The organism is Pseudomonas sp. GW821-FHT09E12 (assembly GCF_059416085.1).
Window position 1 is genome coordinate 81,779 of sequence record NZ_JBWKOM010000007.1, and the last position, 26,993, is coordinate 108,771.

The 26,993-nt window shown below is 64.1% G+C and carries 24 protein-coding genes and 3 pseudogenes; 11 read left to right on the forward strand and 16 right to left on the reverse strand.

Annotated features, from left to right (window positions below; genetic code table 11):
- Positions 1-109 precede the first annotated feature (109 nt).
- Complete coding sequence (locus tag AC07PQ_RS20995; RefSeq protein ID WP_007925493.1) at positions 110-859, forward strand: SDR family NAD(P)-dependent oxidoreductase; 750 nt, start codon at positions 110-112, stop codon at positions 857-859.
- On the opposite strand, the gene AC07PQ_RS21000 is transcribed toward AC07PQ_RS20995, so the two are convergent.
- Together AC07PQ_RS21000 and AC07PQ_RS21005 are read right to left on the reverse strand one after the other, a co-directional pair.
- A complete protein-coding gene (locus AC07PQ_RS21000) occupies positions 856-1,833 on the reverse strand; it encodes an AraC family transcriptional regulator (protein ID WP_493186324.1) in 978 nt (325 codons plus the stop codon). The two genes, AC07PQ_RS20995 and AC07PQ_RS21000, sit on opposite strands and share 4 nt — an antisense overlap.
- Before the next feature lie 108 nt (positions 1,834-1,941).
- Positions 1,942-2,835, reverse strand: coding sequence for a LysR family transcriptional regulator (locus tag AC07PQ_RS21005; RefSeq protein WP_493186323.1), 894 nt, complete (start codon positions 2,833-2,835; stop codon positions 1,942-1,944).
- Positions 2,836-2,984: 149 nt separating this feature from the next.
- Here AC07PQ_RS21005 and AC07PQ_RS21010 point away from each other — a divergent pair, with 149 nt between their 5' ends.
- Positions 2,985-3,758: an SDR family NAD(P)-dependent oxidoreductase gene (locus tag AC07PQ_RS21010; RefSeq protein ID WP_493186322.1), complete on the forward strand. Its 774-nt coding sequence runs from the start codon at positions 2,985-2,987 to the stop codon at positions 3,756-3,758.
- 45 nt (positions 3,759-3,803) lie between these two features.
- On the forward strand, positions 3,804-5,111 hold the full coding sequence (locus AC07PQ_RS21015; RefSeq protein ID WP_492570427.1) for an MFS transporter: 1,308 nt from the start codon (positions 3,804-3,806) through the stop codon (positions 5,109-5,111).
- A gap of 114 nt (positions 5,112-5,225) precedes the next feature.
- Here the strand turns inward: AC07PQ_RS21015 and AC07PQ_RS21020 are convergent, their stop codons facing one another.
- From AC07PQ_RS21020 to AC07PQ_RS21035, 4 genes and pseudogenes are all read right to left on the reverse strand, one after another.
- Positions 5,226-5,639, reverse strand: coding sequence for a CBS domain-containing protein (locus AC07PQ_RS21020; RefSeq protein ID WP_007925499.1), 414 nt, complete (start codon positions 5,637-5,639; stop codon positions 5,226-5,228).
- 297 nt (positions 5,640-5,936) lie between these two features.
- Positions 5,937-7,166: an MFS transporter gene (locus tag AC07PQ_RS21025; RefSeq protein ID WP_493186321.1), complete on the reverse strand. Its 1,230-nt coding sequence runs from the start codon at positions 7,164-7,166 to the stop codon at positions 5,937-5,939.
- 180 nt (positions 7,167-7,346) lie between these two features.
- Positions 7,347-8,060, reverse strand: coding sequence for an SGNH/GDSL hydrolase family protein (locus tag AC07PQ_RS21030; protein WP_493186320.1), 714 nt, complete (start codon positions 8,058-8,060; stop codon positions 7,347-7,349).
- Between the two features lie 10 nt (positions 8,061-8,070).
- Positions 8,071-8,364 (reverse strand): annotated as a pseudogene (locus AC07PQ_RS21035) (TonB-dependent receptor plug domain-containing protein); the annotation flags it as partial.
- A 2-nt stretch (positions 8,365-8,366) separates the two neighbouring features.
- Between AC07PQ_RS21035 and AC07PQ_RS21040 the strand changes: the two are divergent.
- The 4 genes and pseudogenes from AC07PQ_RS21040 to AC07PQ_RS21055 all read left to right on the forward strand — a co-directional run.
- A pseudogene (locus AC07PQ_RS21040) lies at positions 8,367-8,699 on the forward strand (TetR family transcriptional regulator C-terminal domain-containing protein); the annotation flags it as partial.
- Between the two features lie 142 nt (positions 8,700-8,841).
- Complete coding sequence (gene curA / locus AC07PQ_RS21045) at positions 8,842-9,879, forward strand: NADPH-dependent curcumin/dihydrocurcumin reductase (protein ID WP_493186319.1); 1,038 nt, start codon at positions 8,842-8,844, stop codon at positions 9,877-9,879.
- Positions 9,880-9,897: 18 nt separating this feature from the next.
- Positions 9,898-10,083 carry a hypothetical protein gene (locus AC07PQ_RS21050; protein ID WP_493186318.1) on the forward strand — a complete coding sequence of 62 codons (186 nt, stop codon included), beginning with the start codon at positions 9,898-9,900 and terminating at the stop codon, positions 10,081-10,083.
- A 48-nt stretch (positions 10,084-10,131) separates the two neighbouring features.
- Entirely contained in the window at positions 10,132-10,239 is a 108-nt protein-coding gene (locus AC07PQ_RS21055; RefSeq protein ID WP_007925505.1) for an NAD(P)-binding domain-containing protein, read from the forward strand.
- 67 nt (positions 10,240-10,306) lie between these two features.
- Here AC07PQ_RS21055 and AC07PQ_RS21060 read toward each other — a convergent pair whose 3' ends face one another.
- The 4 genes from AC07PQ_RS21060 to AC07PQ_RS21075 all read right to left on the reverse strand — a co-directional run bounded on the left by AC07PQ_RS21060 (position 10,307) and on the right by AC07PQ_RS21075 (position 13,417).
- Positions 10,307-11,548: a hypothetical protein gene (locus AC07PQ_RS21060; protein WP_493186317.1), complete on the reverse strand. Its 1,242-nt coding sequence runs from the start codon at positions 11,546-11,548 to the stop codon at positions 10,307-10,309.
- A complete protein-coding gene (locus tag AC07PQ_RS21065) occupies positions 11,548-12,543 on the reverse strand; it encodes a DegT/DnrJ/EryC1/StrS family aminotransferase (RefSeq protein ID WP_493186316.1) in 996 nt (331 codons plus the stop codon). The genes AC07PQ_RS21060 and AC07PQ_RS21065 overlap by 1 nt, the downstream gene beginning before the upstream one ends.
- The gene (locus tag AC07PQ_RS21070) at positions 12,534-13,082 is read right to left on the reverse strand and encodes a hypothetical protein (protein ID WP_493186315.1); all 549 of its coding nucleotides are present in this window, start codon (positions 13,080-13,082) and stop codon (positions 12,534-12,536) included. The genes AC07PQ_RS21065 and AC07PQ_RS21070 overlap by 10 nt, the downstream gene beginning before the upstream one ends.
- Positions 13,083-13,150: 68 nt before the next feature.
- Entirely contained in the window at positions 13,151-13,417 is a 267-nt protein-coding gene (locus tag AC07PQ_RS21075; protein ID WP_493186314.1) for a hypothetical protein, read from the reverse strand.
- Positions 13,418-13,760: 343 nt separating this feature from the next.
- Here AC07PQ_RS21075 and AC07PQ_RS21080 point away from each other — a divergent pair, with 343 nt between their 5' ends.
- Positions 13,761-16,268, forward strand: a complete 2,508-nt coding sequence (locus AC07PQ_RS21080; RefSeq protein ID WP_007925516.1) for a hypothetical protein — start codon at positions 13,761-13,763, stop codon at positions 16,266-16,268.
- Positions 16,269-16,278: 10 nt separating this feature from the next.
- Positions 16,279-18,237 carry a GMC family oxidoreductase gene (locus AC07PQ_RS21085; protein ID WP_493186313.1) on the forward strand — a complete coding sequence of 653 codons (1,959 nt, stop codon included), beginning with the start codon at positions 16,279-16,281 and terminating at the stop codon, positions 18,235-18,237.
- 49 nt (positions 18,238-18,286) lie between these two features.
- Here the strand turns inward: AC07PQ_RS21085 and AC07PQ_RS21090 are convergent, their stop codons facing one another.
- From AC07PQ_RS21090 to AC07PQ_RS21110, 5 genes are read right to left on the reverse strand one after another with little or no spacing between them, the layout of a single operon-like run.
- Positions 18,287-19,525 (reverse strand): phospholipase D-like domain-containing protein, encoded by a 1,239-nt coding sequence (locus AC07PQ_RS21090; protein ID WP_493186312.1) that lies wholly within the window; start codon positions 19,523-19,525, stop codon positions 18,287-18,289.
- 53 nt (positions 19,526-19,578) lie between these two features.
- The gene (locus AC07PQ_RS21095; RefSeq protein ID WP_493186311.1) at positions 19,579-20,226 is read right to left on the reverse strand and encodes a MotA/TolQ/ExbB proton channel family protein; all 648 of its coding nucleotides are present in this window, start codon (positions 20,224-20,226) and stop codon (positions 19,579-19,581) included.
- A 37-nt stretch (positions 20,227-20,263) separates the two neighbouring features.
- Positions 20,264-22,543 (reverse strand): TonB-dependent receptor, encoded by a 2,280-nt coding sequence (locus AC07PQ_RS21100; protein ID WP_493186310.1) that lies wholly within the window; start codon positions 22,541-22,543, stop codon positions 20,264-20,266.
- Positions 22,544-22,567: 24 nt separating this feature from the next.
- On the reverse strand, positions 22,568-23,308 hold the full coding sequence (locus tag AC07PQ_RS21105) for an energy transducer TonB family protein (RefSeq protein ID WP_493186309.1): 741 nt from the start codon (positions 23,306-23,308) through the stop codon (positions 22,568-22,570).
- 2 nt (positions 23,309-23,310) lie between these two features.
- A complete protein-coding gene (locus AC07PQ_RS21110) occupies positions 23,311-23,718 on the reverse strand; it encodes an ExbD/TolR family protein (protein WP_007925526.1) in 408 nt (135 codons plus the stop codon).
- Between the two features lie 188 nt (positions 23,719-23,906).
- Between AC07PQ_RS21110 and AC07PQ_RS21115 the strand changes: the two are divergent.
- Both AC07PQ_RS21115 and AC07PQ_RS21120 read left to right on the forward strand, forming a co-directional pair.
- Positions 23,907-24,038, forward strand: a pseudogene (locus AC07PQ_RS21115) (GNAT family N-acetyltransferase); the annotation flags it as partial.
- 35 nt (positions 24,039-24,073) lie between these two features.
- Positions 24,074-25,651 (forward strand): alkaline phosphatase D family protein, encoded by a 1,578-nt coding sequence (locus AC07PQ_RS21120; protein WP_493186308.1) that lies wholly within the window; start codon positions 24,074-24,076, stop codon positions 25,649-25,651.
- Positions 25,652-25,767: 116 nt separating this feature from the next.
- Here AC07PQ_RS21120 and AC07PQ_RS21125 read toward each other — a convergent pair whose 3' ends face one another.
- Complete coding sequence (locus AC07PQ_RS21125; RefSeq protein WP_493186376.1) at positions 25,768-26,607, reverse strand: 5'-nucleotidase, lipoprotein e(P4) family; 840 nt, start codon at positions 26,605-26,607, stop codon at positions 25,768-25,770.
- Positions 26,608-26,993 lie beyond the last annotated feature (386 nt).

The window sequence follows — 26,993 nt, forward strand, 5'->3', positions numbered from 1 at the left end:
CCGGCTATTACCCGTTCGTGGCGTCGCTCATAAGCTGGGTTCGTCGACCAAAGGCCAGTTGTTCAAGGCCTGGTCAGCGTTTCTGAACCTGCAAGAGAAGCACACGAGAATGAAAAGACTGCACAAGAAAATCGCCCTGGTCACCGGCTCGTCCAAAGGTATCGGCGCCGCCATCGCCAAGCAGCTGGCCAGGGACGGCGCCACGGTGATCGTCAACTACAGCCGCGGGCGCGAAGAGGCCGAGCGGGTGGTCGAAGAGGTCCTGCAGGCGGGCGGTCGCGCCCATGCCATCCAGGCGGATGTCGCCAATGCCCTGGAAGTGAAGGCGCTGTTCAAGGCCATTGTCCATGAGCACGGCCATCTCGATATCCTGGTGAACAACGCCGGCGTCTATTCCACCGCGCCCCTGGCCGAGATCGATGAACAGGAGTTCCACCGCCAGTTCAACCTCAACGTCCTGGGCCTGATTCAGTGCACCCGCGAAGCGGTCGGCGTGTTCAACCCGGACGGCGGCAGCATCGTCAACATCAGCTCCAGCGTCACTTCGTTCACCCCGGCCCATTCGACGGTCTACACCGCCTCCAAAGGCGCGGTGGACGCCATCACCAGGACCCTGGCCAACGAACTGGGGCCGAAGAACATCCGGGTCAACTCGGTCAACCCCGGGCTGGTGGTCACCGAAGGCGTGCATGCCAGCGGCTTTTTCGAGGATGCCTTCCGGCAGAAGATCGAAGCCATCACCCCCCTGGGGCGGATCGGCAAGCCCGAGGACATCGCCCCCGCGGTGGCCTTCCTCGCGTCCAGTGACGCCGGGTGGATCACCGGCGAGATCCTGGTGATCGGCGGCGGTCTGCACTAAACCTTGGAATCAGCCTTGGAATCAGCCTCGACATCAGCCTCGACGGCGGCCGACTGCTCGCGCTGGTACTGGCGTGGCGAGTGCGACATGACCCGCTTGAACGCGGTGCTGAAGGCGCTCTCCGATTCATAGCCCAGGGAAAACGCGATGGTCGCCACCGAGTCGCTGGAGTTTCTCAGGCGATCGCCGGCCAGCAGCATGCGCCAGTGGGTCAGGTATTCCATTGGCGCGGCGCCGACGATCTGTTTGAAGCGCAGGGCAAAGGCCGAGCGCGACATGGCCGCCAGCCGCGCCAGTTCCTCGACTGTCCAGCGTCGCGCCGGAGCGGCGTGCAGGGCGCTCAGAGCGGTGCTGAGGTTGCGGTCCGCCAGGCCGAAAAACCAGCCCATGTCATCGCGGTCCAGGCCGTTGCGTTCCAGGGCCGCGAGGTGGGCCCGCAGCACCTCGACCAGCATGATGTGCGCCAGGTGCTCGTTCATCAGCGAGCGGCCGGGCCGCTGCTGTTGCAGTTCGGCGGTAAAGCGTTCCAGCGCCCAGCGCAGGATCGACGCCTGCGGCGAGTGGCCCTGCACATGCACCAGCGAGGGCAGGGTACTGAGCAGGAACCGGGTGGGGATGCCGGTGAAGTCGAAACGCCCGCCCACCAGTTGCACATCGTCGCCGCCGTAATCGAGGGTGAGTTCGTCCGGGGCCGGGGTTTGAAAGAACCCTGCGGAATCCATGGCCGGCACAGACAGATCGCTGGACAAGGTAAAGGGCAGGCCCCGGGTCATCAGGAAACAATCGCCTTGCTGGAGGTGCTGCGGCGCTTGTTCGCCACTGACCTTGACCCAGCAGCTGCCCTTGACCACGGCCGTGAACTTGATGCCGGCCCGGCTGGGAAAGTCGAAGGCCCAGTCGCCGCCCAGCTTCAAGGCCGCCGAATGGTAGTTACGGATTCTCAGCAGCGAAAGGACACCGGAAAGCGGATCCATGGGGCACCTTTTTGGACGATTGGCAAAATTGAACCGACTTTAGCATGCCGATAATCCTGGAACGGGGCTGCCAGGAGGAAATCCTCGGTCCAGGGCTGTCGCCGAAAGTCATTGCCCGCGGCCCCGAAAGAACACGTCGCCGATCACCCCGAACACGGTGCTTTTCAGGGCATTGTCCAGTTCCACCCAGGCCAGGCCGGTGCTCGCCCGGTAATCCCCCAGTTCCAGGGGGCGGACCACGACGTTGGCGGGTAATGCACGTCCGGCGTGGGCGGGCAGCAAGCCAATGCCGAGCCCGGCGGACACCAGGGCGAGCATGGTGGTGAACTCGCCCAGTTCCGCGGCGACTTCCAGTTGCCGGCCATGGCTGTTCAGCACTTGCATCAGTTGATCGTGAAAGCCCGGGGCGTAACGCCTGGCCAGGATCAACACCGGCAGTTGCGCCAGCGCCACCGGTTGCAGGGTGGCGCACGAGGCCAGCGGATGATCGCTGGGGAGCGCGACCATGAAACGCTCCTGCAACACCTCCCGGGTCTGGATGCCGGGAATGATCGCCGGCAGGCGCATCAGGCCGAAGTCCAGCTGGCCGTTTTTCAGCGCCGCGGCCTGGTCCGGCCCCGGCATGTCCTTGAGTTCCAGCTCGATGCGCGGGAAGCGCTGATGCAGGGCGCGAATCAGCGCCGGCAGGAACTCCGGCAGTACCGAGGAAACGAACCCCAGGCGCACGCGGCCGATTTCCCCACGGCCCGAAGCCCTGGCCACATCCATCGCATGAGCCGCCTGATGCAAGGTCGCGCGGGCCTCGGGCAGGAAGATCGCCCCGACCTCGGTCAGTGCCACGGCGTGGCGGTTGCGTTCGAACAGGCGCACGCCCAATTCCTCCTCCAGCAGCTTGATCTGCATGCTCAAGGCCGGCTGGACGATGGCCAGCCGTTGCGCCGCGCGGCCGAAATGCAGCTCTTCTGCCAGGGTCACGAACGAGCGCAGGTGTTTGATTTCCATCGGGCGACTCCAGGCTGAAAACGATTCGAGGCAGTGATCACGAGGATTGATTACCAGATCACCAATGACGATTGGACAGCACCCGCCAGCTGCGTTGAAGTGCCCGCAAGGCCCCTTTAAAAAACAGCGGCCGTCTTGCGGAGAAAAGCATGTCATTCAATCCCGGTTGTTTCCAGCTGGATGGGAGAAGGGCCCTGATCACCGGTTCAGGCAAGGGTATTGGCCTGGAACTGGCCCGGGGCCTGGGCGCCGCCGGCGCCAAGGTGGTGATCAACGATCGTAATAGAGACAAGGCCCAGGCCGCTGCCCGGCAGTTGCGCGACGAGGGCATCGGCGCGGAGATCGCGGTGTTCGACGTCACCGATCGCGCCGGGCTGTTCGAGGCCATAGACACCTTCGAGACGCAGGTCGGGGCCATCGACATCCTGGTGAACAACGCCGGCATCCAGCGGCGCGCACCGCTGGAGGAGTTCGCCGCCGAGGACTGGCACGCGCTGATGCGGGTCAACCTGGACGGGGTGTTCCATGTGTCCCAGGCCGTGGCGCGGCACATGATCGGCCGGCGCCGCGGCAAGATCATCAACATCTGCTCGGTGCAGAGCGCGCTGGCCCGGCCGAGCATCGCCCCGTACGCGGCGTCCAAGGGCGCGGTGAAGATGCTCACCCAAGGCATGTGCGCCGAATGGGCGCGCCATGGCATCCAGGCCAACGGCCTGGCCCCAGGCTATTTCGCGACCGAAATGAACCGGGCGCTGATCGACGACCAGGGTTTTTCCCAATGGCTGTGCAAACGCACGCCGGCCGGGCGCTGGGGCCGGGTCGAGGAGCTGTGCGGCACGGCGGTGTTCCTGGCCTCGGCGGCCTCGGACTTCATCAATGGCCAGACGATCTTTGTCGACGGAGGATTGACCAGCGTCGTTTGAACCCCGCACCCATACCTGAAAAACAACAACAAACAGGGGACACCCATGAGCCATCTCAACGAACCGGCACTGCCGCCGCACACCCGCGACCAGGCCGGGCATGCGCCAACCACCGCCACGGGCTTCGCGCCCAGGCGCTGGCTGTACCTGATTCCGCTGATCTTCATCACCTACAGCCTGGCCTATCTGGACCGGGCCAACTATGGCTTCGCCAGCGCGGCGGGCATCGAACAGGACCTGGGCATCAGCAAGAGCACCTCGTCACTGATCGGCGCCTTGTTCTTCCTCGGCTACTTCTTCTTCCAGGTGCCCGGCGCCATCTACGCGCAGCGCTACAGCGTGCGCAAGCTGGTGTTCTGCAGCCTGATCCTGTGGGGCCTGTGTGCGATGGCCACCGGCCTGGTGACCAATATCCCGATGCTGATGGTGATCAGGGTGTCGCTGGGCATAGTCGAAGCCGCGGTAATGCCGGCGATGCTGATCTTCATCAGCAACTGGTTCACCCGCCAGGAGCGCTCGCGGGCCAATACCTTCCTGGTGCTGGGCAACCCGATCACGGTGCTGTGGATGTCGGTGGTCTCGGGCTACTTGATTCATGCCTGGGGCTGGCGCGAGATGTTCGTCATCGAAGGCGCGCCGGCGGTGCTGTGGGCGTTTGTCTGGTGGCGCCTGGCGCGGGACAAGCCCGAGCAGGTCGACTGGCTCAGCCGGCAGGAAAAAGACCGCTTGGCCGCCATCCTCGCCGAAGAGCAGAAAGGCCTGAAGGCCGTGCGCAACTATCGCCAGGCCTTCACCAGCCCGCTGGTGATCCAGCTCTGTGCGGTGCATGCCTTATGGAGTATCGGCGTCTACGGTTTCATCATGTGGCTGCCGACCATCATCAAGCAGGCGGCCGCCACGGACATCGTCACGGTCGGCTGGCTGAGCGCGGTGCCTTATGTCGCCGCCGTCGCCGCCATGCTCGCGGTGTCCTGGGCATCGGACCGCTCCGGGCGGCGCAAGTCGTTTGTCTGGCCGCTGCTGGGGGTGGGCGCGCTGGCGTTCTTCTGCTCGTACTTGCTGGGGCCATCCCATTTCTGGCTGTCGTTCGCCTTGCTGACCGTCGCCGGCGCCGCGCTCTATGCGCCTTACGGACCGTTTTTCGCGCTGATCCCGGAAGTGCTCCCGGCCAATGTGTTCGGCGGGGCGATCGGCCTGATCAACGCCTGCGGCGCGCTGGGGGCCTTTGTCGGTTCGTGGATCGTCGGCTATCTGATCGGCCTTACCGGCAATCCCGGGGCGGCCTATGTGTTCATGACCCTTGGCGTGCTGTCTTCGGCGCTGCTGATGGCCGTGGTGAAGGTCCGGCGTTGAGATCACGCCGGGCGACGACAGAACCCGGGGCCGACGGCTGCCTCGCCATTGCGCCGGCCCACCGGGTAAATACCGGCCGTGGCCGCTCGGCCACAGCCGTCTGGGGCCAGGCTATCAATGGGCCTTGGCCACGCCCTGCAGCACCGTGCTGTTGGCCTGGCTATCGTGGGCCTTGACGATATTGCCCAGGGACACCACGCCCACCAGGCGTTTCTGGCGATTGACCACCGGCAGGCGCCGCAGCTGGATATCGGCCATGTTGCGGGCCACTTCGTCGACCTCCTGGTCGTCGAAGCAATAGCGAATGTCATTGCTCATGACGCTGCTGATCGGCATATCGCAGCTTTGGCCTTTGGCCACGGCACGAATGACGATATCGCGGTCGGTGATCATGCCGACCAGCCGGTCCTCGTTGTTCACCAGGATCGCGCCGCTGTCGATGCTGGCCATCATGTTGGCGACTTCCCGCAGCGTCTGTTCGGGGCGTGCGGTCTGTACGTTACGGGTCATGACTTCAGAGATCTTCATCATGCTTCTCCTCGAAAGGCCGGGCCGCTGTGGCCCGGCATGAAAGGCAAGGGCCCAGGCCCTCGCAGGTAAGGCTCAACGATCAGCTACGACCTTCACGGGCGCCGCCGGGCTGGCCGCCTTTCTTGTTGGCGTCCGATGCTTTCTGCCGGCACTAATTGGGAGTGCCGGTTTTTTTCAAAAGTTGAAATTTGTTCGGCGGCGTACGACGAGTGGTTAGCCGCTAGGGACAGGGCCTTCGGGGTGCGTTCTGTCCGTCTTCGGCAAAGGTTTCTGAACGCCACTCACCAGCCCCGCTCAAGCATGCTCGGCGCCTCTGACAAAACGCGTACGGCGAGCCAAGGCGAACAAGGCCAGGCCAATGACCAGGAACAACCCGAGCGCGAGGTTGCTGGCGGTGACGATGCCGCAGGCGTCCACCAGCAGGCCCATGGGCACCGGCGTGGCGTTGAACAGGTAGACGGTGGCGTAGAAATACGCAATCAATTTGCCGTGGCTGTGCCGGGGCGCCAGCTGGTTGACCAGGCGGGCATTGCCGACGAACAGCGCGCCATAGGCATAGCCACCGATCGCCAGCCCCGGCAGGGCGAGGTACAGGGCCTGGCTGTAGCAGGCCAGGAGCAGGACCAGCAATGCCAGGCATTGGCACAGCCAACCGCTGAGCAGCGCCTGGCGCGCGTCCATGCGCTGGCAACAGAGCTGGCTGATGCCGGCGATCAGCAGATAGGCCGAGACCACATAACCAAAGATTCCGCGGTCCTCCAGGCCGAACACCTGCTGCGCCACCTGCGGGCCGATCACGAACACGCAGGCGGCGAAGGACCAGCTGAAGAACACACTCCAGGCGCACAGGTGAAAGGGCAGGCCGATGCCGCGCAAGGCTTGCCTGAGGCTGGCCGGGTGGGTGTTTTCCTGAGTGGGTGCTGTCGCATCGCTGGCCGCCCGGGATGGCCAGAGGATCAGGGTCGCGACCGCCGAAGCCAGGCCGAGCGCGGCGATCAGCCAGAAGGGCGCTGCCAGGGGACGCAGGTCCAGCTGCAACGCCGCGCCGCTGACCAGCGGCCCCAGGGCCAGGCCCGAGACCATCGCCAGGGTCGCCACCAGGGCCGGCAACTTGTCGTTGTGCCCCGGGTTGAAACGCACCAGCGCCACATTCACCGCCGCGGTCATCACCCCCGACCCGAGGCCGGCCAGCAACCGCGCCGCGCACAACGGGCCCAGGGCGGTGCCGTGGGCAAAGGCCGCGGCACCGACCAGCACCAGCAGGCTGGCGGGGACGAACAGGCGGCGCAGGTCGCTGACACTGCCGGCGACCCGCGCCATGGCCACCAGGGCGATCAGCACACCGATGCCATAGGCGCCGAAAATCAGCGTCAGGTCCAGCGCGCTCAGGTCGAACTGCTCTTTGTAGAAGGGGTAGAGCGGCGTCGGAGCACTGCTGTTCATCAGGGGCACCGTCAAGGACAGCGCCAGGCAAAACAAAAAGCTGCTCGAACGCCGTCCACCGGCAAGCGTGGATGCGGGCATAAGGTATGGGGTCCGTTGAGTATCGAGGTGAACGTCAGGGCGTCGGTTCGGCGCCGGCAGGCTGCTGCGAACCGGCCAGCAAATGATATCGGGCACGCCGCCGGGCACCATGCGCGAAACCCCGGAGTTTGTTGGCCGGCGTCCAGGGCGGGTGCGGGTGTGTGGGAGAGAGGGAGCGGCTTAGCGGCTGCAACGCTGGCGAATGACCCGCGCCGCTTCATCCGCGAGGATCTGGTAGAGCGCCGGGGAAGGGTGGAAGCCGTCCCCGGCCATCAGGCTGGCGGCCGGCTGGAAGCGGGTCGCCAGCAATGCGCAGCGATCCTGGCCGGCCAGCAGTTCGACCAGCAGGCTGTTGAAGCGCCGGGCCCTGAGGCCCAGGTACCAGCGCAGCGGCTGGGGCAGGGCGGGGAACAGGTGCATGGGCGGCACGGGCAGGAAGACGATATGCCGGGCCTCGAAGCGCTCGCTCAAGAGTGCGATCAGGCGCGAGATCCGCGCCTGCCATTCGGCCGCGGCGATGCGGCTGGTGACGTCGTTGACGCCGATGGACACCAGGGCCACATCGAAGGGCTCGGCCGGGCCGTCCTCCAACAGCTGGAACAACTGTCGCGAGTCCAGTCCGGACTGTGCCCGTAGCTGCCATGACAGCTGGAAGTCGCCGGCGAGGCCAGACACCAGCCGGCCGGCAATCGCCTCGTCCTGGGTAAGGGCGCCCACGCCCGCCGCCGCGGAGTCGCCAAGGATCAACAGGCGCAGGGCCGGCCCGCTGGCGTCGGCGTGCCTGCCTTGGCGCGGGCCTTCGGCCTCCGGCAACCTGGGGGTGACCCAGCGGGTGTACAGGCCCTGGGCGAGTAACAGCGGCCCCAGGGCCACCTTGGCGAACACGTCAGTCATGGGCAGCTACTCAGAAGGCATATTGCAGACGAGTGTAGTAGTAGCCGCCGGTGAAGCCGAAGGGCGAGTAGCTGCCCCAGTTGTCGCCGAACGACGAGTTGCTGACGCCGATAGGGTCGGGGTACTTGTCGAACAGGTTCTGCGCGCCCACCGCCACGGTCAGTTGTTTGTCGAAGGCATAGGCCACGTCCAGGTCGGTGATCCACTTGGCCGAGTATTCGCGGTCCAGGTCCGGGTTGCTCGAACTGTTGACCTCGGTGTAGGTGCCGTAGCGGGTCAGTCGCAGGTTGACGTCGAAGTCGCGGCTTGATGAGCTATTGGCAGAGCTGGCTGGACAACTACTGCGTGCCTGGCGACGAGCAGAAATGCCTGGTGGTCAAGCTGAGCGCGGAAGTGGCGGACCTTTCCGAGATGATGCGTATCACCTTGCGCGACGGCGCCGAGCAGATCATCGACCGCCTGGCCGCCTGCATCGAGCAGGGCCACCTCGACGGTTCCCTGCCGGCCAGCGCCGCCCGCCAGACCGCCACCGGCCTCTATCCGCTGTGGCTGGGGGCGAGCCTGCTGTGCAAGCTGCACCGTGATGTCCGGCCCCTGGAAGACGCCATGATCACTACCCGGGCGATGCTGGAAAGCTGAATTAAACAGATCCTTTGATACCCGCTGCTAACCAGCGGGTATTTTTGGCCTGGTAACTAGACGACTGGTCTAATAAGTGCCGAGCCTGGCGACCCGTCGAATGCTTCTTGAAACGCGTCTCTGCCTGTGAAGGAGTTTGAATATGTCTCAGTCGAACCAGATCAATCGCAGCATCGTCCTCGCCTCGCGCCCCCATGGCGTACCAAGCGAAGCCAACTTCCGCCTCGAATACCAGCCGGTTCCCCGACCCGGTGCCGGGCAGGTGTTGCTGCGCAGCGTCTACCTGTCCCTCGACCCCTACATGCGTGGCCGCATGAGCGACGCACCTTCCTACGCGCCACCCGTGGGCCTGGGCGAGGTGATGGTCGGCGCCACCGTGAGCCGGGTGGAGGTGTCCAATCACCCGGATTACGCCGTGGGCGACTGGGTGCTGGCCTACAGCGGCTGGCAGGACTATGGGCTGTCCGACGGCACGGGCCTGACCCGGCTTGGCCCGGCGCCGGAGCATCCTTCCTATGCCCTGGGTGTGCTGGGCATGCCCGGGTTCACCGCCTACATGGGGCTGCTGGATATCGGCCGGCCCCAGGCCGGGGAAACCCTGGTGGTGGCCGCCGCGACCGGCCCGGTGGGCGCGACCGTGGGCCAGATCGGCAAGCTCAAGGGCTGCCATGTGGTGGGCGTGGCCGGCGGCGCGGAGAAATGCCGCTACGCGGTCGAGGTACTGGGTTTCGACAGCTGCGTCGATCACCAGGCCGCGGACTTCGCCGAGCAACTGGGCAAGGCCTGCCCCAAGGGCATCGACATCTATTACGAGAACGTCGGCGGCAAGGTCTTCGATGCGGTGCTGCCGCTGCTCAACACCTCGGCGCGGGTGCCAGTGTGCGGGGTGATCGCCCATTACAACGACACCGATTTGCCAGAGGGCAAGGACCGTCTTTCGCTGCTGATGAGCCTGGTGCTGCGCAAGCGCATCAAGATCCAGGGCTTCATCATTTTCGACGACTACGGTTCGCGCTACGACGAGTTCTACCGCGACATGTCGCAGTGGTTCGCCGAAGGGCGCATCAAGTACCGCGAGGAAGTGGTGGATGAACTGGAAAGCGCGCCCCAGGCGCTGATCGGCCTGCTGCAGGGGAAAAACTTCGGCAAGCTGGTGATTCGCGTCGGCGCCGACGACTGAGCCCGTGGCCAGTCGTCCATGGATGACTGGCCAGCCTCCTTTGCCGAGCCCGGATTATCAACCTGGGCCGACCGGGCGGCGATAGAGATCCACCGGCAGATGCCTCACTACCAGACCATGATCAACGCGGCGCTCGAGCATGTGCTGGAGCGCCAGGTCTGCCTGCTTTCCGCGATTGCCGTGGACAGCCCGCCGGCCCTCTGAGCCCGCGAGCCCTGTTGAACCCCTATTGACGAAATAAGGAGTGCGAAGATGAACATCGGTTTTCTCGGGCTGGGCGGCATGGGCGCGGCCATGGCCAGCAACCTGCTCAAGGCTGGTTACCAGGTGAGTGTCTGGAACCGTTCGGCCGACAGCTGAGCGCCGCGGTGGTGAAGATCGCCGGCAACTTCATGTACCGCTGCGGCGCTCGGGGCAGGACTGACGCCTAACCGCGCAACGGCCGGCAGGCTTCTTCCAGGGCGGCGCGCAACGCCTGGCACAGACGATCCGGCTCGCCGCCCTGGCGAAAGCCGCTGACTTGGCGTTGCAGTTCGACGAAACACGGGCCCTCGGCAGTCCTTGCCAGGCTCACGCGCGGATCGGGCTGGACGTAGCGCGGATCGCCCGGCCCCAGGTACAACCCGTTGAGGTTCTGGTAGTCAGCGTCGATCCAGGCGTACAGGTGATGCTCGAAACCCTCGGCAAACCGATAACGGCCGAAGTCCATCACCTGCAATTGCAGCGGCTCGACGCTGGCTGTTCCGGCCAGTTGCACATTGACCCCATCGATCAGCAACGGCGCGCCCTGGTTGTCCGCCAGCAAGCGCTGCAGCGTCTCGGCGACCTCGGCACTGACCCGCAGCGCTTCGCCGTCGCGCCGTACCCGCAGTTCGCCATTCTCCCGGCCAACCTGAAAGCGCACCGCACCACAGCTGCTGGCGGTCAGGCCATAACGGCGCAGCAACAGTTCGGCCTGCATCAGGGCGCCGGCCAGTTCGGCGCCTTGCCAGTAGCGTTGCCACTGGCAGCGCGGGCGGGTGCAGGGCCGGCGCAACAGCAGCACCGCCGGTTCTGCCGGGCGCCCGTCATGCCACAAGGCGTCGAAGCCCAGATCGATCAGGGCATAGGCTGGCAACGGCGTGATCGCGCCGCCGGCGTGGCTCATGGCGGCGAATACCAGATGCTCCATCAGCACTTCGTGCACCGCTTCGGCCAGGGTCAGCAAACCGTTGGAGTGGGGCAACACCGGGGCTTCGTCCGGCGGCACGCCGATGCCCTTGATGTCGAACAGCACCTGCGCGCTTTCCGGGGAGCACAGCACCGCGGCGCGGCCATAGCGAGGCGGGCGCCAGGCTGCCACCCGGCGGCCGTCGAGGGCGATAGGGGTGTTGATGCCCCGTGCCGCCGCCTGGCTGGTGGAGATAAAGGCGGCGTTGTGCAGCAGCCAGAGGTCGATCGCGGCCTGCTCGTCGGTGCCGTGTGGCGTCGCCCAGAGGCTGCCAAAGTCGGCGCGGATCGCCCCGTAGCTGGCGAACAGCACCCGGGCGCCGGCCACCCCCAGCAGCTGTTCTTCGACCAGCGCCTGGCCGCTGCCGGCGTAGTCCGCCAACTGCCTTACCCGTGGGCCGGCCGCGAAGGGCAGGTCCAGGTCATGGTTCGGTTCATCGAGCGAGTCGAAACGTTTCATCAGTGGCCTCCGGCCCAGGCGGCGAGGCGCCGTGGGTGGTCGAGAGCGGCGAGCGGGTCCAGCAGAATCCAGCTGTGGTGCAGGTCCAGGGTCGGTTCCGGCCCCTGGGCCACCTCGCCATGGCGCCCGAGCATGGGCAGGTCCCGCAGCGCGCCGCGGGCCGGGGCGCAAACCCCGAGGGCCTCGGCATGGGGGCTGTAGCGCAGACGCTCGAACAGCGGCCGCTCGCGGATGCGGATCGGCACGAATTGCCAGCTCGGCGCCAGCGTGCCTTCGACGGCCCAGGGTTCCAGGCCGTAATCGCGCAACCGCGCCAGCAGCTCCGGCACCTGTTGTCTGAGCCTGTGGGTGCGCGCCTGGACCGCGGCGACGGCGGTTATCAGCGCCGGCAAGGCTTGGATCGACAAGGGAGCGCTCGACGCCGGCCGTGCCCGCGAACGCTGGCCTGGCGACCAGACATCGATCTCGCCATCCAACGGGCTATCGCCAAACAGTGCGCCGCCACCGCCGATATCCAGGGGTTTGCCATGGCCCATGGAAGTGACCACCAGCGAAGCTCCGGGGCCGCTCAGACCCCAAGCGCCGGCGCTGTCTTCGATGATCGGCAAGCGCTCCCCCAGCAGGTGGCGCAAGGCGGGGATATCGCAGGGCAGGCCGTATTGATGGACCGCGATCACCGCGTCCAGGCCATTGATGTGGGGCGCCAGGGCGGCAGGACTGAGCAGCAGCTCGGCGGCGTTTTCGATAATCACCGGCACCGCGCCGGCATTGAGCACGGCCGCCACCACCTGATGGCAGGTAGCGGCCGGAACCGCGACCCGCCAACCCGCGGCGACGCCCAATTGACGCAGCGCCACTTCCAACGCCGCCGTGCCGGAGCCCAGCAGGGCGCCGTAGCGACGCCCATAGAACTGCGCGAGCCAGGACGAGCACGGCAGCCGATCGACTTCCCGTGCCCGCCACTGGCCATCGGCGGGAAGCGCGATTACTTGCACTTGTCCATGGCGCAGGCAGTCAAGGCTTCGACCTTGCATTTGTCCATCGCACAAGCGGTCAGGGCCTCGACCTTGCATTTGTCCATGGCACAGGCGGTCAGGGCCTCGACCTTGCATTTGTCCATGGCACAGGCGGTCAGGGCTTCGACCTTGCACTTGTCCATCGCACAAGCGGTCAGGGCTTCGACCTTGCACTTGTCCATCGCACAAGCGGTCAGGGCTTCGACCTTGCACTTGTCCATGGCACAGGCGGTCAGGGCCTCGGCCCGGGGGCCGCCGATGCGCCAGCTGGTGAACTTGCTTTCCGGCAGGGCGCCGCGCTTGACCACATCCAGATGCAGGGTGCGGGAATCGTGGTCGTTACATTCGAGGAGGATCTCGTCCTCGCCGATCGCGAAGTGATCGTGCAGCAGGCAGAGTCCGAAGCGATCCAGGTTGCCGTGGCGCTCCAGTAGCTCATGCAGGTCATTGATGAATTGCGCATCAGACGCCCCCAATGGCATGGCTTCGTCAAAGGAAGGATTGGTGTGTCCGTTCATGTGGTGTACTCCAATATGTTTGATTTAAACCGGTCATCTTCATCAACAGTGCGCGGTACGTTTCTGCCTCATGCACCTCCTTGTTCCGACGGAACCTTGCTTGCGGATACCCAAAGGGAGTCGATGCTCAAGCGATCGATGGCCTGGCTGAAGTCCCTGGTGAAGGCCGGCGGGCTGATGCGGCGCACGTTGACCGCGGCCGAGATGAAGGCGAAATCGATGCTGCCGTAGAGCAGGCCAACGCCTTTGCGCGCCAGGCCCGGCAGAGCCTGACGTGAGTCGATACGGGCATGTTCGGCGTGAAGAACCGAAGAAGCGGGCTTTTTCCTGTCCATGTGCAGCCCTCGCGAAAGGGAGGGTGATCCGTCCCTCACGAGTAAGTTAAAGCAGGAAAACAGCAGGTTGCCAGTAGCGTTTCCGACAGCCGGAAAGCTGAGTGTGACGCCCGATAGCCAATCGCAATTACCCCTGGCTTTTCATCGCCAAATGGAAGTATTGAGCCGCTTGCCATGGCCTAGTATGGCGGCTGTAGGGCGTTTTAAAGCGGCTGGCGCACCGAGGTTAACCGGCCCGGTGCGCAGGCAGTCGGTTGTTCGGCCATCAGAAAAAGAACCGGTCGCGACACAGGTGTCCCCAAGGACAGAGGGACCGGTCTGCAGCACATGCAAGGAGCAGCGCATGACACCCGTGAAGCTGATGTTGAGCATTTTCCTTCCTTTGGTGCTGTTACAGGCCTGTAGCAGCGATACGAAAAACCCCTGCGGCAACAAGCCCGGCGAGCGACTCGACGAAGCCAAATGCGTCGGCCGCGATGCCGGCAGCCTCAGAGGCGCCGACGAGGACTATTTCGCCGACATGGACTACGGCGTGTCCAGGCAACCGCAACTGCTGGTCGAGCGACTGTCGCCCTTCATCCCCGGTATTACCGAACAGCAGGCGCTCCAGGCCTTCGCCCGCGGGCGCAACAACTGGATCGTCTGGACCGCCGGCAACGATGCGCTGTGGGACAAGCTCTCGCGTGACAGCGTCGGCAACCTGGACCTGCTCAAGACCGTCTCCAACCACCCGAGCCTGAAATACAACCGCGATAAACGCTGGCAAGTGCTGGGGGTGGTCAACGAACCCTGCTACGTCAAGGGCGAGGGGCCGCGTGACGATCGCTACGGCCTGTGGCTGGACAAGCGCGACCCGTCCTGCGCCGCCGACCCTTTCGAGGACGAAACCAAATACCCCGGGGTGAAGATCGGCGCCCGAGGCAAGAACCTGCCGGTGGGCTCCTACTACGGCTACGGCACCGGGATCGTCGGCCTGCGGCTGTTCCCCAACCCGGACTTCGACGAGCACGCGCAGAAAAAGTGGGACGCCAAGCGCTATTACGAAGACCCGGCCTATTACAACGACAACAAGCTGGTGAAACCTTACCGGGTCGGCATGTCCTGCGGCTTCTGCCATGTCGGGCCGAACCCGACCAACCCGCCGGCCGACCCTGAACATCCGGCCTGGTCCAACCTCAACTCCAACCCCGGCGCGCAGTACTTCTGGGTCGACCGGATCTTCATGTGGAACCAGGACCCGAGCAGCTTCCCGTACCAGTTGTTCCACACCTCGAAACCGGGAGCGCTGGACACCTCGTTCGTCTCCACCGACTACATCAACAACCCACGCACCATGAACGCGGTCTACAACCTCAAGGCGCGCATCGAGCTGGCCTCGAACCTGGGCAAGGAAAAACTCGCTGGCGGCGGGCTGAACAACCGCCAGTTCAACGAGGTGCCCGGCGTGCCGCCGGACAGCCCGCTGGCGCAGTTCTACAAAAAGCCTGACACGGTGTTCACCCCGCGGGTGCTCAAGGACGGCGCCGACTCGGTGGGCGCGCTCGGGGCCTTGAACCGGGTGTTCATCAATATCGGCCTGTACAGCGAGGAGTGGACCACCCACTTCCGGCCGCTGATCGGCGGCAAGCCGATCACCCCGTTCCGCATCGACGTGGCGCGCAAGAACTCCTCCTACTGGAACGCCAACGAGGCGCAGACCCCGGACCTGGCGTTGTTCTTCCTGGCCTCGGCGACCCCGGACTACCTGAAGAACGCCCCCGGTGGCGCGGCACACCTGAGCGAACCGGCGGCGGTACTGGAGCGCGGCAAGGAAGTCTTCGCCGACACCTGCGCCCGTTGCCACTCCAGCAAACTGCCGGAAAAGGCCTGGACCTTCTTTCCCGACCATGGCTGCGTGAACGACGGTTACCTCAAGTGCTGGAACAATTACTGGACCTGGAGCAAGACGCCGGAGTTCAAGACGGCGATGCGCGCCATCGTCAAGGATGAGAAGTTCCTGACCGACAACTTCCTCTCCACCGAGCTGCGGGTGCCGGTCACCCTGACCGAAACCAACGCCTGCAGCCCGCTGGCGACCAACGCCCTGGGCGGCAATATCTGGGACAACTTCTCGTCGGAGTCGTACAAGCAGTTGCCGGCGGTAGGCTCGGTGCTGGTGCAGAACCCCTACACCGGCGAACCCTGGGAATACGCGATGCCGGCGGGCGGACGTGGTTATACGCGGCCAGCCTCGCTGGTCAGTGTGTGGTCCACCGCGCCGCTGCTGCTGAACAACCGCCTGGGTCAATTCCACTGGAAGGGCGGGGTGGAGGACCGCATGGCGTCCTTCGACAGCTCGATCGAGATGCTGCTGTGGCCGGAAAACCGCACCGGCGACTTCCAGGTCATGACCCGCTCCGGCAAGACCCATATGGGCACCGTCGACGTCACCAGTGAGACCAGCTATCTGCGGGTCAGCAGCGGCTATCTGCCGACCTTCCTGCAAAAGCTCGAAGGCCTGTTCAGCCACTGGCTGCCGTGGCTGTTCGGCGAGGATGGCATCCAGCTCGGGCCGATCCCGCAAGGTACGCCGGTGAGCCTGCTGTCCAACATCGACCTGGAGAAACGCGACCAGGTGCTGGACCTGCTGCTGAAGATCAAGCACGACCTCAAGCAACTGCCGCCTGGTGCCTCCGACGAGGAAGCCCGCAAGGTCTTCGCCGGCCTGGTCAAGCCGCTGCTGCAGGTGAGCAAGTGCCCGGACTTCGTGGTGGACAAGGGGCATTACTTCGGCACCAGCTTCCTCAAGGAGGAAGCGCCCCTGAGTGATGCGGACAAACGGGCCTTGATCGCCCTGCTGAAAACTTTCTAGGTGGCCAGCGATGAACAACGAAACGGATTACGAGTACATCGTGGTCGGCTCCGGGGCCGGGGGCGGCACCGTCGCCGCCCGCCTGGCCGAACAGGGCCGCAAGGTGCTGGTGCTGGAGTCGGGCAGCGACCCGGCGGCGGCAGACACCACCGCCCCGCGGCTGCCGGAGGAGTACCAGGTGCCGGCGTTCCACCCGCGCTCCACCGAGAACGATGCGATGCGCTGGGACTTCTTCGTCCGCCACTACAGCAACGATGCCCGCCAGTCGCAGGACCCCAAGTTCACCCGGACCTTCCAGGGCGAGAACGTCGACGGGGTGCTGTACCCGCGGGCCAGTTGCCTGGGCGGCTGCACCGCGCACAACGCGATGATCACCGTCTACCCGCACAACCAGGACTGGGACCATATCGCGCAGATCACCGGTGACCCGTCGTGGAACGCCAGTGCCATGCGCGAGCACTTCCAGAACCTGGAGAACTGCCATCACCGGCCGTTCCAGCGGTTTCTCTCCTGGTTTGGCATCAACCCGTCGCGCCACGGCTTCAAGGGCTGGCTGCACGTGGAAAAGGCCGTGCCGGAAGCGGTGATCGACGACCTGTCGCTGGTGCGCTCGATCGTCAAGTCCGCCGAGCAGGCATTCAAGACCCTGGGCGAAACCCTCAAGCGCATCGGCTGGCAATTACAGGGCGTGGGCGACCCCAACGACTGGCGGCTGGTGCGCGAGGAAGCCATCGGCCTGCGCTATCCGCCGCTGACCACCCGGCACCACCATCGCCACGGCACCCGCGAACGCCTGCTGGATGTGCAAAAGCGCCACCCGGATAACCTGCACATCGAGCTGGATGCGCTGGTGACCCGAGTGCTGCTCGATGACCAGCAGCGTGCCTATGGCGTGGAGTACATCAAGGGCGCGCGGCTGTACCGGGCCTGCACCTTGCCGCGCAATGCCACCGGTGAACTGCGCCAGGTGCACGCCAGCCGTGAAGTGATACTCGCCGGCGGCGCCTTCAACACCCCGCAACTGCTGATGCTCTCAGGCATAGGCCCGCGCGAAACCCTGGAAGCCAAGGACATCCCGGTGCGGGTCGAATTGCCGGGCGTCGGGCGCAACCTGCAGGACCGCTACGAGGTCGGGGTGGTCAACCGGATGAACTTCGAGAATTGGGAAGTGCTCAAGGGCGCGCGCTACGCCAAGGGCGATCCGCAGTACGAGGAGTGGGCCAAGGGCAAGGTCGGGGTCTACAGCACCAACGGCGCGGTCCTGGCGATCATCAAGAAATCCCTGAAGCAACGGCCGCTGCCGGACCTGTTCTGCTTCTCCCTGCTGGCGCTGTTTCGCGGCTATTTCCCCGGTTACTCGAAGCTGATCGTCGAGCACCTGAACTACCTGACCTGGGCCATACTCAAGGCCCATACCAACAACAACGCCGGCTACGTCACCCTGCGTTCGAAAGACCCGGCCGACACCCCGCTGATCAACTTCCATTACTTCGAGGAGGGCAGCGACACCCAGGGCGAAGACCTGCAATCGGTGGTGGAGGGCATCAAGTTCGTGCGCAACCTGGCCCAGCCGCTGAAAGACGCCGGGCTGATCGCCAGCGAAGAACTGCCCGGCGATGCGGTACAGACCGACGAACAGCTCAGGACCTTCGTCATGAACCAGGCCTGGGGCCACCACGCCTCCTGCACCTGCCCGATCGGCGCCGACGACGACCCGATGGCCGTGCTCGACAGCGCCTTCCGCGTACGCGGCGTGGGCAACCTGCGGGTGGTGGACGCCTCGATCTTCCCGAAAATCCCCGGCTTCTTCATCGTCACCTCGATCTATGTGGCGGCGGAGAAGGCGGCGCAGGTGATCCTGCAGGATGCTGTCGCAGCACGGGCGCAGGCGGTTCGCGGCGCAGGGCAGGCTACAGCCAGTGCGGACAGAGCGACCACGGTGGAGGCGATGGTTGCGTCAAAACGCTGAACGCTGGACAGGAGGCCGAGCCGTCGAAAGGCTCGGCCTTTTTTTGCCTTCACGGCGTGCCCGGATGCGGATCCGGATACTCAGCCATCACCTCGAGCGGCTTGGCATAAGGCCCATCCCACAATTGCCCGTGCAGCTCACCAATGCGCCTGGCCATCGCGCTGTCGTGCATCACCACTTCCAGGTTGCGCGAATTGTCCAGGTAGCCACCGAGCCAGTTGCTGGTGCCGACCCAGGCCACCTGCCCATCGATCTCCATGGTCTTGCTGTGAATCACCCGGGCATAGGGAATGAACCCTTGGGACGCCTGGGGCAGGGTGACAATCCTGACCTGGACATTGGGCAGCACCGCCAGGCTTTTCAGGTAGGGCAGTTCCAGCTTGTCGGTGTTCCAGTTGGACACCAGCAACTTGATCGACACGCCCCGCGCCGCGGCTGCCCGCACAGCATTGTCGATCACCGCGTAATAGGGCCGGGTCCGCTCAGGCCCGTAGGACAGCGGCGCATAGTCCAGCAGTTGCACCCGCACTTCGTTCTTCGCTTCGGCCAGCAGGCGCGGCAACTCCTGTTGCGAGTCGCCCACGCCGGGCGGGTTGTAGCGTTGCGGGCTGGCCACCAGGTAATTGCCGCGGCGTAGCGGCGACTGGCCGGGGGCGGGCAGGGGCACCGGCTGGTTTGCCGCCACGGCCGCCTGGGCCTGCCAATCCTGTTCGAAGATCGCCTGCACCTGGGCCACGGTGGCCTCATCGCTGATGCGCAACCCGGTTTCGTGGATGTGTTCCAGCGAGCGCCAGTCGAAGTTCTGGCTGCCGATGAACGCCTGTTTGCCGTCCACCACCATGTATTTGGCATGGATGATCCCGCCGCTCACCCGGGCATAGGGCAGTACCCGGAAGGTCAGGTTGGGAATCGCCCGCAGGCGCTCCAGGGTGGCGGGGTCTGACAGCTTCAGGCCCTTTTCTTCCAGCAGGAAGCGAATCTTCACGCCGCGTTTGCCGGCTGCCTCAAGGTGTTCGATCACCGTGCCCAGCACCGACCCGGGATGGTCCGCCGCATAAAACTGGCCGATGTCGATCCGGCTTTTCGCGCCATCGAACAGCTCGATCCACACGGGGCCGGGTTGCCGCAGATCCGCTGTGCCAAGCTCGGTCTCCACCGGCACCGTATGCACCAATTCGAACCCCGCAACGGCAAAGTCCGCCTGGGCCAGCGGACTGATCAGCAAGCCAGCCAGGCCTGCGATCCGAACGCTGGGCAGCGCTCGTGGAAACTTCATGCATACGGACATAGGCGTCTCATGTCGAAAAAAAGGCGGGCGCGGCCTGCGCCCGCCCTGGGAAATTACGCGGTACGGCTGTGCAACGGGCTCGGCGCCCGATACGGCACCTCATCCTGCACGCGAGCACCGGTGGCCGCGCGGATCAACAGCATCTTCAGTTGATCGTTGATGCGCTCCAGGCTGTCCTGGAAAAAATTATGGAATACCACGCAGAACAGGGCGATGGCGATCCCCAGGCCGGTGGCGAACAACGCCGTGCCGATACCGCCGGAAATCTGGCCCGGGTCGGACACCCCGGCGCTGGCCAGGGCCTTGAAGGTGTCGATGATCCCCAGGATGGTTCCCAGCAAGCCTAGCAAGGGGGCGGCGGTGGTGATGGTCTCGATGATCCACAGGCTGCGGGCCAGTGGCGCGCGGGTCGAGAGGTATTGGCTCTCGATCACGTCGTCCAGGTCCTTGCGCGAACCCTGGGCAGCCTTTTGCGCCAGCACCGGCAGGACCATGCTCAAGGGTAGGCTGTCGCGGCGGGTGGCGCCTTGCGGCAAATCCCGCTCGCTGTGCACGTGACCGCCCAGGGCCTCCATCAACGCCCTGGCCTGGCGCCGCACATAGGCGAAGTAGAGACCGCGCTCGATGGCGATGAAGATCGCGATGGCCACCGCGGCATACATCACATAGAAGGTGATGTCGTGAAGCAGGTTCATGTCCATGATGCTTTACCTCATTCTTCGATATGGCGGATGACGATCAGAAATTCGCTTCCAGGGAGACGGTCACGGTCCGTTCCAGGCCCACGATGTAGGCCGGGTCACCGTCACGGAAACCGCCGTAGGGCGCGGCGTTGGTCTTGGTGGTGTACACGCCGTCCAGGTACTTCTTGTCGAACAGGTTGTCGACGTTCAGGCGCAGGGTCGCGTCCTTGACCACTTTCTTGTCCACCGGCAGGTAGATACCGGCGCCGAGGTTGAACACGGTGCGCCCGGAAATGGCTTCGTCGTTGGTCAGGTCGCCATACAGCTTGCTGGTGTATTTGCCGCCGAAGGTGCCGTAGAAGCGCCCGTCGTCGTAGCCGACGTTGGCCGCCAGCATGTTCTTCGGCACGTTGGCGAACTGCTTGCCGCTGGTGGGCAGGACAATGGCCTTGCCGGCGTTGTAGACAGTCAGGTCGTCCTGCTGCTCGGCGCGGGTGTAGGTGTAGGAGGTGTAGTAGTTGAAGTGGTGGGGCAGCAGGCCGCTCCATTCCAGTTCCAGGCCGCTGTTGTCGACGGCGCCGGCGTTGATGTCGGCGAAGTCGCCGTTGATGTCCCTGGACGAGACCTGGCGGTCCTTGAACTGCATGTAGAACAAGGTGGCGGCCAGGGTCATGTCGTCGCCGCTGTAGCGCCAGCCCAACTCGTGGTTCCAGCTGGTTTCCGGCTTGGAATCGATGGAGCCGACACCCTGGTCGTAGAGCACGTAGTTCTGCGGGATACGCATGTTGCGCGACAGGCTGTAGAACACCTGGTCGCGCTCGTCGATCTGGTATTTCAGGCCGACGTTGGGCAGCAACTTGTTATAGGTCTGGTGACGCTTTTCCGGCTGTTCGGTGAGGCTGCCGTGGTTGCTGCCGTCACGCTTGACGTTCATGTAGGCCAGGCCGGCCACCAGGGTCCAGTCCGGGGCGAAATACCAGGTGTCCTGGGCCCAGACTTTCTGCGCCGGGGTAATGGTGAAGCGGTCGCGGCCCTGAACCTTGTTGCCATTGGCGTCCACCACGTTATCCGAGTCCGGCCAGGTACTCTCCGGCTTGCCGCTGCTCTTGAGCGGAATGAACGGCTGGGTCTGGCTCTGGCGCGCGCGCTCATACCAGTAGCCGAATTGCAGGCTGTGGTCGCCCAGGTCCCAGTTCAGCTTGGTGGTGATGCCCGGACGCCAGGTCTGGGTCCGCGAAGGGCGGTAATAGACGCCGCTGGTGGAGGAGCCGTCGGCGTTGTACTGGGCGGCGGTCTGCAGGTTGCTGAGGTCGAACACGCCGCCCCGGTTCGAACCGCTGTTCAGCGCATAGCTGGAGGCGCCCACGCCGCTGCCATTACCCCAGTAGTAATACGGGATGACCGACAGGGCCAGGTTGTCGGCCAGTTTGAATTGCGTGTTGAGCACCGCGGTAAAGGTCTGGAACGGGTTCTGCGCCAGGGCGTAGTAGCTGCTGACCTTGCCGTTGCTGCCCAGGGCCGGCGTCGAAGGGTAGGGGTCGTACTTGCGACCGTTCTGCTGGAACTGGGTCTTGGTCAACTGGCTGTAACTGTTGTTGTCCTGCTCGTGGTACTTGAGGATCAGGTTGGCCGTGTTGCCGCCGCCCATGTCGAAGAAGCTGTTCCATTCCACCTTGTCCGCCCGCACCGCGCCGTCGCCGCGCCATTTCTCGCCTTCGGTGTGGGACAGCGAAAGCCAGTTGCTCAGGCCGTTGACTTCGCCGGTATTGAGCCGAGCGAAGGTCTTGAAGGTGCCGTTGCTGCCGGCCACCTGCTTGACGAAGGCCCCGGTTTCCTTGGTCGGGCGGATGGTCACGATGCCGATGTTGCCGCCGCTGGAGCCGATGTGCGGGCCATCGGCTTCGGCCGAACCCTGGGTGACGAATATCTGCTCGATGTTTTCCGGGTCGCCCAGCAGGTTGGAGTACAGCGCGTAGTTGCCGGAGTCGTTGATCGGCATGCCGTCCACCGACATCCCCACCTGGTCGGAGTTGAGCCCGCGCATGGTGAAGCGGAAACCCGAAAGCCCGGTGGCATCTTCGCTGGAGATGTTCAGGCCCGGGGTGTATTTGAGTTTGTCGACGGCGTTGCCGGTGGCGGTCTGTTTATCCAGCGCCTCCTTGGTCACCGTGGAACGCGCCTTGACACTCTCCTCCTGGACCATGTAGCCACCGCCCGCCGTGGCCTTGCCTTGCACGCCAATGGTGCCGACGTCGCTGTCGCTGGTGTCTGCCATGGCGATCCCATGGCCCATGCTCGCGGCAACGAGTGCCAGATGAATCCGGGTGAACTTCATCACTGTCGTCCTGCTGTTGGGTGCTTACTGCACGCTGTAGTTGAAGGTGGCGGTGAAACGTTGCTCGTTGCGCCCACCGAAGGCTTGCTCGGGGAACGGCTTGACCTGCTTGATCCGGCGCAGGCTGTTGGTGGCGGCCCGGTTCAGCAGCATGCTTGACGCCTGGGTCTGGATCCCGGAGTCGAGGACGCGGCCCTGGCGATCCACCAGCAACCAGACCACCACCTCGCCACTGGGGCGTTCGAGGGACGCCTGGCGTCCGGTGGGGTACTGCTTGTAGGTGTCCAGCTCGTTGCGCAAACCTTTGAGATAGCTGCCTTCCAGGGCCTGGCCGTCGACTTTCGGCGGGGCAGGTGGCGCAGGCGTCGGTGTCGGGGCGACGGCGGGCTGCACGGGTTTGGCGGTGGCCGGCGGTGTGGGTGTCGGCGTTGCCTTGGCGGCCACGGGCGCTGGCTTGGGCAGCGGTTTTGGCTTGGGCTTGGGTTCAGGTTTCGGTTGTGGCGGTGGTTGTAACTTGGCCGGCGGCGGAGGAGGGGCCGGCTCGGCGTCTTCGTCTTCGATGACCGGCGGCGGTGGTTCCTGTTCCACCACGGGCTCGGGGACGGCCTCCGGTTCTGGTTCGACCAGGGCGATTTCAACCGCCGACTCGTCATACACCGGCTGCACTTTCAGGGTTTGCGACTGGATACCCAGTGCAATCAGCACCAGGGCGATCAGGGCCGGGACACTGCCCAGCAACTGACGCGCACGAAACAGGGCGTACATGATCAGGACTTGCGCGTGGCGATGGAGACCGAGGTAAAGCCACCCAGGCGCAGGGTGTCCATGACCTCGACCAGGCGGGAGACTTCCACGCCCTTGTCGCTGTTGACGATGATGGTCGACTTGCTGTCAGGCTTTTGCGCGGCCTTGAGCGCCGGCACCAGGGCTTCGACGCTCAGGTCCTTGCCATCGAGCTGCAACTGGCCTTCCAGGCCCAGGGTGAGGATGAACTTGTTCTGCGGCTTGAGCTGTTGCGAACTGCTGGCGCTGGGCAACTGGGTCTTCATGCCCAGTGCCGGAATCACGTTCAGGCTCACGAGTACGAAAAACACCAAGAGGAACATCATCACGTCGATCATCGGGATCAGTTCGATGTGCGCCTTGCGTTTTTTCGGTTCGTCCCAGGTTCTCATTCCGTTACCCCGTCATTGATTAGGGGCGCCACGCTAGCAACGGAAAATGACCGATTGGTTAACTTTAATTTAAGCTTTTAGGTGTCTAGGACGCGGATTTCAGAAGAACCATCAGTCATTTTTTGACGGTCATGAAATTGACATGCCGGGGGCGCATTTTTGCGCATTTATCCGGCGAGCCCCCCGACATGAGCGCTGCACTTCCTTCGTTACTCACCCCGCGACTGGCGCTCAAAGCGCTGCAAAAACACCAGGCCGAGACACTGTTCGAGCTGGCCAACGGCCCCGGGATCGCTGACAACACCGCAGCGATTCCATCGTACGAACTGTTGCGCGCCGATTGGCAGCCCGCATCATGAGCGACGATATCCGCAAGCCGGTGGATTCGGGCCGTCGCCGGGTGCTGTCGGGCCTGGCGGTGGCGACGGCTTTTTCGATCCTCAGCCCCTTCGCCCGTAGTGCCGGCATCGACTACCCGTTCACCCTGGGCGTGGCCTCGGGCGATCCGCTGCCGGATGGCTTTGTCATCTGGACCCGCCTGGCGCCGTTGTTCAACGCGGCCGATGGGCGTGGTGGCTTGAACCGTTCGGTGCCGGTGCGCTGGCGGGTGGCCAGTGACGCGGCGATGAGGCGGATCGTGAAACAAGGCGAAGTCATGGCCACTCTGCGTTTCGCCCATTCCGTCCACGTCGAGGTCGCGGGGCTGGAGGCTGGGCGGCCCTATTGGTACCAGTTTGAAAGCCTCGGGGCGCAGAGTCCGACAGGGCAGTCGCGCACGGCTCCGCCTGTGCACGCGATGGCGTCGGCGCGGCTGGGCTTTGTCTCCTGTTCTCACTGGGAGCGCGGCTACTTCAGTGCCTACCGCCACTTGGCCGCGGAGCAACCTGACCTGGTGTTCTTCCTCGGCGATTACATTTACGAAAAATCCTATGCGCCCGACTCCGGCAAGATCATTCGCCCCCACAGCAGTGACGAGGCGCTGGACCTGGCGGGCTATCGCAACCGCTATGCCCAGTACAAGACCGATCCTGACTTGCAGGCGCTGCATGCCAGCGCGCCCAGCGTGGCGACCTGGGACGATCACGAAGTGCAGAACGACTACGCCAATCGCTGGTCCCAGGATCCGGGGACTCCGGTAGCCGCGTTCCTCAAGCGGCGAGCGGCGGCCTATCAGGCCTTCTACGAACATATGCCATTGCGCGCCACCAGCCTGCCGCGGGGGCCGGACATGCGCATCTATCGGAACCTGGACTATGGGCGACTGGCCCGATTCCATGTATTGGACGGCCGGCAGTACCGCTCCGAGCAACCGTGCATTGCGCCCAATGGCAGCCATCAGGGGCATATCGCCGAAGACAGTTGCCTGGATTTGCGCGACCCCGGGCGCACCATGCTGGGCTGGCAGCAGGAAGCCTGGCTGGACCAGGGCCTGGCCCGGTCCCGGGCGCAATGGAATGTGATCGCCCAGGACCTGCTGGTGGCGCCGCTGCTCCAGCACGTCCCGGCGAGCCAGGCGCTGGGGCACTGGACCGACGGTTGGGACGGCTACAGGGCGACTCGCGAACGGGTGCTGGCCTCCATCGAACGCCGGCGAGCCAGTAACCCGGTGTTCTGGGGCGGCGACATTCATTCGTTCTGGGTCACGGACCTGCATGCGCGCGCCCATGACCCTGACTCGCGGATCGTCGCCACTGAATTCGTCGGCACCTCGGTCACGTCCGACGGCCAGTCGTTCGACGCCATCCTGCCCTTCAATCCCCATGTAAGGTTTTTCGAGAGCCGCTGGCGGGGATATGTGGCGGTGGAGCTGGAAGAACGGAAGATGCTGACCCACTTACGGATCATTTCCGACCCCAGGGACCCGTATGCCAGTGTCTCGACCCTCAAGTCCTTTGTGGTGGAGTCCGGGCGGGCGGGGGCGATTGCGGTCTAGTCAGTTCCACTCAAAATGCTGGCAGGGCCAATCATTTTGAGTGGATATGCAGCGTTCAGAAGGTTGCGAAAAAACGCCGGTTTTCGAACGGCGCGGGCAGGGCAGGTGGCCCAGGATTACTGCTTTGGTTGCCAGGCTGTCGATTCGGCCGCGGCCTTGAACCTGGCGCGGTTTTCCGGGGTGGCCGGGGGTTCCGAGTCACCGAAAATCGCCTTGAGCCAGTGCCCGTCGGTAGGGTTGGGGAAGAGGACGAACTTGCGGCCGAACAGCTCTTTGTCTTCCGTCATCAGGCTGTTGCGCTGCTTGACGTCTGCGACGTAGTACTTGCGTTTGAAGTCATTGAGGTTGTCGCCCAGCATGACTACCACCTCGTAGTCCTTGGCGATTTCCGTTTGCCGTGGCTCTTTGTTGGAGCTGTCGCGATAGACCGTCAGGTGTTGTTCATCGGCAAACGGCAGCTTGTTCTTGCGCAAGTTGGCCAGGGCATATTCCTTGGTTTTTTCGCCCTGGTCGCGGCTGGTGACGTAGAACACCTCGACCCCCTTCGATTGGGCGTAATTCAAGAACTCCACTGCCCCGGGCGTGGCGACCGGGCCATTGTCGGCGACCCACTGGTCCCAGGCGCCGTCATCGAAAAACTCTTTCCCCGAATTGATCATGTAGCCCCAGTAGCTGTTGCTACCCAGCACGGTATCGTCGACATCGCTGATGACGGCCAACGGTCGGTCGCCGTCCTTGCGGGCTTGCAGGGCCTGGTCCAGACGCATCCTGGCGATGTTGAAGCCTTGGTAATAAAGCGCCTCGAACTCAGCCGCCGTCTGCTTCCAGGCAACCGCCGCGGTCAAGAGATTGGAGGGGGAACTGGCAGCCTCTTCGGCAAAGACAGGCGTCCACTGGAACATCAGAAGCGAGAAGAGCGCAGGGGTAATCAAGGCTTGGTTTATTTTTGATTTCATACTCGATACCTGAATGGAAACGGAGCGGGTAAATACGCAGCAGGGCAAAGATGGCGCCGCGCTGACCAATACCGCCAAGGGGTTCTATAGCAGTCGGGGGCCCCACTCAATACGGGTGTCGTGTTTTGAGATCAATGAGGCGTGATTCCGACTCAGGTCTCGCATGCGGAGGTTCAAGGCGAGCGCGTCGCCTTGAAGATGAGTTTTCCATTGCCAGGGGCAAGGGGAACCCAGAGCCCCAGGAATGTGCGCGTCAATATACTGACCTTTTTTTAAGCTCACAGCCTCATCTTAAAATTTAGACGGATTATTGACATGATGGCATTCGTCTCCCAGTATCCGCTTCTGTTTGCGTCATTTAACTGATGTTTTTTTGACGCCAGTCT

Coding starts and splice junctions, on each gene's coding strand:
- AC07PQ_RS21005 (WP_493186323.1), bottom strand. CDS start 2,835: ATGGAAATCAAACACCTGCGCTCGTTCGTGACCCTGGCAGAAGAGCTG.
- AC07PQ_RS21080 (WP_007925516.1), top strand. CDS start 13,761: ATGACACCCGTGAAGCTGATGTTGAGCATTTTCCTTCCTTTGGTGCTG.
- AC07PQ_RS21020 (WP_007925499.1), bottom strand. CDS start 5,639: ATGAAGATCTCTGAAGTCATGACCCGTAACGTACAGACCGCACGCCCC.
- AC07PQ_RS21085 (WP_493186313.1), top strand. CDS start 16,279: ATGAACAACGAAACGGATTACGAGTACATCGTGGTCGGCTCCGGGGCC.
- AC07PQ_RS21075 (WP_493186314.1), bottom strand. CDS start 13,417: ATGGACAGGAAAAAGCCCGCTTCTTCGGTTCTTCACGCCGAACATGCC.
- AC07PQ_RS21125 (WP_493186376.1), bottom strand. CDS start 26,607: ATGAAATCAAAAATAAACCAAGCCTTGATTACCCCTGCGCTCTTCTCG.
- AC07PQ_RS21090 (WP_493186312.1), bottom strand. CDS start 19,525: ATGTCCGTATGCATGAAGTTTCCACGAGCGCTGCCCAGCGTTCGGATC.
- AC07PQ_RS21105 (WP_493186309.1), bottom strand. CDS start 23,308: ATGTACGCCCTGTTTCGTGCGCGTCAGTTGCTGGGCAGTGTCCCGGCC.
- AC07PQ_RS21010 (WP_493186322.1), top strand. CDS start 2,985: ATGTCATTCAATCCCGGTTGTTTCCAGCTGGATGGGAGAAGGGCCCTG.
- curA (WP_493186319.1), top strand. CDS start 8,842: ATGTCTCAGTCGAACCAGATCAATCGCAGCATCGTCCTCGCCTCGCGC.
- AC07PQ_RS21030 (WP_493186320.1), bottom strand. CDS start 8,060: ATGACTGACGTGTTCGCCAAGGTGGCCCTGGGGCCGCTGTTACTCGCC.
- AC07PQ_RS21050 (WP_493186318.1), top strand. CDS start 9,898: ATGGATGACTGGCCAGCCTCCTTTGCCGAGCCCGGATTATCAACCTGG.
- AC07PQ_RS21100 (WP_493186310.1), bottom strand. CDS start 22,543: ATGAAGTTCACCCGGATTCATCTGGCACTCGTTGCCGCGAGCATGGGC.
- AC07PQ_RS21110 (WP_007925526.1), bottom strand. CDS start 23,718: ATGAGAACCTGGGACGAACCGAAAAAACGCAAGGCGCACATCGAACTG.
- AC07PQ_RS21070 (WP_493186315.1), bottom strand. CDS start 13,082: ATGAACGGACACACCAATCCTTCCTTTGACGAAGCCATGCCATTGGGG.
- AC07PQ_RS21095 (WP_493186311.1), bottom strand. CDS start 20,226: ATGGACATGAACCTGCTTCACGACATCACCTTCTATGTGATGTATGCC.
- AC07PQ_RS21060 (WP_493186317.1), bottom strand. CDS start 11,548: ATGAAACGTTTCGACTCGCTCGATGAACCGAACCATGACCTGGACCTG.
- AC07PQ_RS21120 (WP_493186308.1), top strand. CDS start 24,074: ATGAGCGACGATATCCGCAAGCCGGTGGATTCGGGCCGTCGCCGGGTG.
- AC07PQ_RS21055 (WP_007925505.1), top strand. CDS start 10,132: ATGAACATCGGTTTTCTCGGGCTGGGCGGCATGGGCGCGGCCATGGCC.
- AC07PQ_RS21015 (WP_492570427.1), top strand. CDS start 3,804: ATGAGCCATCTCAACGAACCGGCACTGCCGCCGCACACCCGCGACCAG.
- AC07PQ_RS21000 (WP_493186324.1), bottom strand. CDS start 1,833: ATGGATCCGCTTTCCGGTGTCCTTTCGCTGCTGAGAATCCGTAACTAC.
- AC07PQ_RS20995 (WP_007925493.1), top strand. CDS start 110: ATGAAAAGACTGCACAAGAAAATCGCCCTGGTCACCGGCTCGTCCAAA.
- AC07PQ_RS21025 (WP_493186321.1), bottom strand. CDS start 7,166: ATGCCCGCATCCACGCTTGCCGGTGGACGGCGTTCGAGCAGCTTTTTG.